This window comes from Kitasatospora sp. NPDC051702, assembly GCF_040681575.1.
GTDB lineage: Bacteria > Actinomycetota > Actinomycetes > Streptomycetales > Streptomycetaceae > Kitasatospora.
This window is the reverse complement of record NZ_JBFAZB010000100.1, coordinates 1-4,175: the sequence shown is the minus strand read 5'-3', so window position 1 is coordinate 4,175 and position 4,175 is coordinate 1. Positions and strand designations below refer to the sequence as shown.

The 4,175-nt window shown below is 74.8% G+C and carries 4 protein-coding genes; 2 read left to right on the top strand and 2 right to left on the bottom strand.

What is annotated here, in order from left to right; translation table 11 throughout:
- Positions 1-99: 99 nt before the first annotated feature.
- Positions 100-366: a ferredoxin gene (locus tag AB0N04_RS38395; RefSeq protein ID WP_363365763.1), complete on the bottom strand. Its 267-nt coding sequence runs from the start codon at positions 364-366 to the stop codon at positions 100-102.
- Complete coding sequence (locus AB0N04_RS38390; RefSeq protein WP_360223377.1) at positions 363-1,580, bottom strand: cytochrome P450; 1,218 nt, start codon at positions 1,578-1,580, stop codon at positions 363-365. The genes AB0N04_RS38395 and AB0N04_RS38390 overlap by 4 nt, the downstream gene beginning before the upstream one ends.
- 729 nt (positions 1,581-2,309) lie before the next feature.
- Between AB0N04_RS38390 and AB0N04_RS38385 the strand changes: the two genes are divergently transcribed.
- Both AB0N04_RS38385 and AB0N04_RS38380 read left to right on the top strand, forming a co-directional pair.
- Positions 2,310-3,395 (top strand): S-(hydroxymethyl)mycothiol dehydrogenase, encoded by a 1,086-nt coding sequence (locus AB0N04_RS38385; protein WP_360223380.1) that lies wholly within the window; start codon positions 2,310-2,312, stop codon positions 3,393-3,395.
- Positions 3,392-4,021: an MBL fold metallo-hydrolase gene (locus tag AB0N04_RS38380; protein WP_360223382.1), complete on the top strand. Its 630-nt coding sequence runs from the start codon at positions 3,392-3,394 to the stop codon at positions 4,019-4,021. The genes AB0N04_RS38385 and AB0N04_RS38380 overlap by 4 nt, the downstream gene beginning before the upstream one ends.
- Positions 4,022-4,175: the final 154 nt, after the last annotated feature.

Below are 4,175 nucleotides of genomic sequence, written 5' to 3'. Positions count from 1 at the left end.
CCGGAGACGTCCAGGACATCGCGTCCTCGGCCGTCAACGTCGGGCAGCTCAGCGACCAGGAGCGCCGCAAGCCCCGCGGGGAGGGCGACACCGCGGGGCTCAATCGGCCGGGGCGATCCGGTAGCCGCCGTCGGCCGAGTGGAGAGTGAGCGCCTCGACCGGGCAGAAGTCGACCGCCTCGGCCAGCGCCTCCGTCAACTCCGCACCGCCGTCGGCGTAGTCGGCCACCGGCTCGGCCAGCCCGTCGTCGCCGAGGGCCAGCGAGCCGGGGGCGCTCAGGGCGCACATCCCGGAGCCGATGCAGCGGTCCCGGTCGACCCGGACGACGACCGGCTCGGCGTCCGCCTCCGGGCGGGCGGCGGTCACCAGGCGACCTGGAGCGACTCGGGGCTGCGGGTGAGCAGTCCGCGCCGCCAGTCGATCCGGTCGGCGCTCCCGGTGAGGTGCAGTGCGGGCAGCCTCCGGGCCAGCCGGTGCAGGGCGAGTTCGAGCTCCATCCGGGCCAGCCAGGCGCCCAGGCAGTGGTGCGGCCCGGCGCCGAAGGTCAGCATCGGGGCGGCCAGCGGGGAGAACAGCTCGGTGAGCAGGTCCCCGGTGAAGACCGACGGGTCCTGGTTGGCGGCACCGGTGTCGGCGGCGACGACGCTGCCGGCCGGGATCACCACCCCGCCGATCTCGACGTCCTCGACGGCGCGGCGCAGCAGACCGGGTATGTGGTCGGTGTCGCCGAGCGGGACGGCGCGGAGGATCTGCTCGGTCGCGGCGGCGGCGCTGGCCTCGTCCGAGGCGAGCCGCTGCCAGGACGCGCGGTCGCCGTCGAGCAGGTAGACGAGCGCGTTGCCCAGGCTGGTCATGGTGGTCTCGTGTCCGGCCACGACGAGGCCGATGACCAGGGTGACCAGCTGCCCCTCGGCGATCGAGCCGTCCTCGGCGGCGGCCGCGAGCAGGCTGCTGACCAGGTCGTCGCCGGGGTGGGCGCGGCGTTCGGCGATCACGGCCGCGCCGAACCCGGCGAACTCGGTCATCGCGGTGGCGATCGCCTCGGCGCTGTAGGCGGTGGCGGAGAGCGCGTGGTCGCTCCAGTGCGCGAGCTTCTTGCTGTCCAGGTTGTCCAGCCCCATCAGCCGGCTGATCACCGCGACCGGCAGCGGGCGGGTGTAGGAGGCGACGACGTCGGCGGGGGAGCCGTGGTCGATCAGCTCGTCGATCAGCGACTCGACCACCGAGGCCACCCAGGGCCGCCAGCGGGCGATGGCCCGCGGGGTGAACGCCCGCTGCACGGTGCGGCGCAGCCGCTGGTGCTCGGTGCCGTCAATGTTCAGCATGCTGTTCGGGTCGTCGAGGATGTTGGGCGTGCTGGTGATGGGCGGCGCGTCCGGCGCGTAGAGCGGGGCGCGGCCCAGGCGCGGGTCGGTCAGCACCTGCCGCACGTCCGCGTGCCGGCTGACCAGCCAGACGGGCGTGCCGGTGCGCAGCGCGGCGAGCCGCGGCGGACCGGGCTCGAGGTGGCGCAGGCAGTGCATCGGGATGAGCGGGGCGGTGCCGGTTCCGGCACCGGGCGCACTGTTCTCGGCGGACATCCGTACTCCAGACTCCAGGGCAGTGGGCCGCAGGGGGCGACCCGACGGGGGGTGGAACCGGGATGGTGCGGGGACGGGTGGGACGGGCCGGCGTGCGGCTCGGCTCGGGCCGGGTGCGATGGTGGACCGGGACGAACGGGGAGCGGTGGGGCGGGAAACGGCGGTTCGGTGGTTCGGTGGTTCGGCGGGACTAGTGAAGGGTGGACCGGGACGAACGGGGAACGGGCGAAGCGGTGCCCGGCAGGGCGGCGACCGGGAGGAGGGGCTGGAGGGACGGGGACCGGTCGGGGCGGAACGAAACGGGTGCCGGTCCCGGATGGCGCGAATCGCGCGGCGGCGTACGGTCGGTACGCGCCGGCGCGGGCGGCGCGCGGGGACGCACCGCCGGATGGGGCGGGTGTGCTGAGCGTGGTCGCGTGGACCGCTTCTGCTACGACCGTACGTGGGCCGCGGTGCGTGCGTCTGCGGGACTTCCAGCCAACGGCGATGCTTTCCGGGCAGTTCGGGGCACGCTGACGGGCGCTCAGCGCCGCCCGCGCGCCCTGTCCGCCGGGCCGTGCCCGGGGTTGCGCAGGTCACGCGGCGGATATCCCGCCGTCATATGCGGCGGGCCGCTCACCCGACCGTCCCGCAGGCGTCCCGCGCGGCGGGCGCTACGCTTCGTGGGCAGTCGTTCGTCGCAGGTCACGCCCGGTGCAGAGCCGCACCGGCCGACGGAGGTGGATGGTAATGGCCCAACAGGTCAAGGCGGTCATCGCGCGCGCGAAGGGTGCGCCCGTGGAGGTGACCACGATCGTGGTCCCGGACCCCGGTCCCGGTGAGGCGGTGGTCAAGGTCCAGGCCTGCGGGGTGTGCCACACGGACCTCCACTACCGGGAGGGCGGCATCAACGACGAGTTCCCGTTCCTGCTCGGCCACGAGGCGGCGGGCGTCGTCGAGGCGGTCGGCGAGGGCGTCACCGAGGTCGCGCCGGGCGACTTCGTCGTCCTCAACTGGCGTGCGGTGTGCGGCCAGTGCCGGGCCTGTCGGCGCGGCCGGCCGCAGTACTGCTTCGCCACCCACAACGCGAAGCAGCGGATGACCCTGCTGGACGGCACCGAGCTGTCGCCGGCGCTGGGCATCGGCGCGTTCGCCGAGAAGACCCTCGTCGCGGCCGGCCAGTGCACCAAGGTGGACCCGGCGGTCTCGCCGGCCGTCGCGGGCCTGCTGGGCTGCGGCGTGATGGCGGGCATCGGCGCCGCGATCAACACCGGCGGCGTGGGCCGCGGCGACTCGGTCGCGGTGATCGGCTGCGGCGGCGTCGGCGGCGCGGCCGTGATGGGCTCGCGGCTGGCGGGCGCGGCCCGGATCATCGCGGTGGACATCGACGACCGCAAGCTGGAGACCGCCCGCCGGCTCGGCGCCACCCACACCGTCAACTCCCGCACCACCGACCCGGTCGAGGCGATCCGCGAGCTGACCGGCGGCAACGGCGCGGACGTGGTGGTGGAGGCGGTCGGCCGCCCGGAGACCTACCGGCAGGCCTTCTACGCCCGGGACCTCGCCGGCACCGTCGTCCTGGTCGGCGTGCCGACGCCGGAGATGACGCTGGAGCTGCCGCTGCTCGACGTGTTCGGCCGCGGCGGCGCGCTGAAGTCCTCCTGGTACGGCGACTGCCTGCCCTCGCGGGACTTCCCGATGCTGATCGACCTGCACCTCCAGGGCCGGCTGGACCTCGACGCCTTCGTCACCGAGACCATCGGGCTCGACGCGGTGGAGCAGGCCTTCGACCGCATGCACCAGGGCGACGTGCTCCGTTCGGTGGTGGTCCTGTGACCGCCCGCGTGGACCGGCTGGTGACGGCCGGCACCTTCGACCTGGACGGCGGCAGCTGGGAGGTGGAGAACAACGTCTGGATCGTCGGCGACGACGAGCAGGCGGTGGTGATCGACGCCGCGCACGACGCCGACGCGATCGAGGCGGCGCTCGGCGGGCGCCGGCTGCTGGCGATCGTCTCCACCCACGCGCACAACGACCACGTCGACGCGGCGCCGGAGCTCGCCGCCCGCACCGGCGCGCCGATCCTGCTGCACCCGGACGACCTGCCGCTGTGGAAGCTCACGCACCCGGAGCGCCTGCCGGACGGCGAACTCGCCGACGGGCAGCGGATCGAGGTGGCCGGCATCGAGCTGACGGTGCTGCACACCCCGGGCCACGCCCCGGGCGCGGTCTGCCTGTACGCGCCCGCGCTGGGCACGGTCTTCACCGGCGACACCCTCTTCCAGGGCGGCCCGGGCGCCACCGGCCGGTCGTTCTCGCACTTCCCGACCATCATCGACTCGATCCGGGACCGGCTGCTGTCGCTGCCGCCCGAGACGGTGGTGCGCACCGGCCACGGCGACCCGACCACGATCGGCGCCGAGGCGCCGGCCCTGCCGGAGTGGGTCGCCCGGGGGCACTGAGCCCCGGGCGGTACCGGTCCGGCACGATCCGCCGGACGGGCCGCGCCCCGGGGACACCGTACTCGTACCTGGCGATGCTGCTCGGCCTCGGCGGCGTGGAGCTCAAGGCCCCGCCGTCCGTCGCCCTGCAGGACTCCACCCGGGCGGAGAAGGA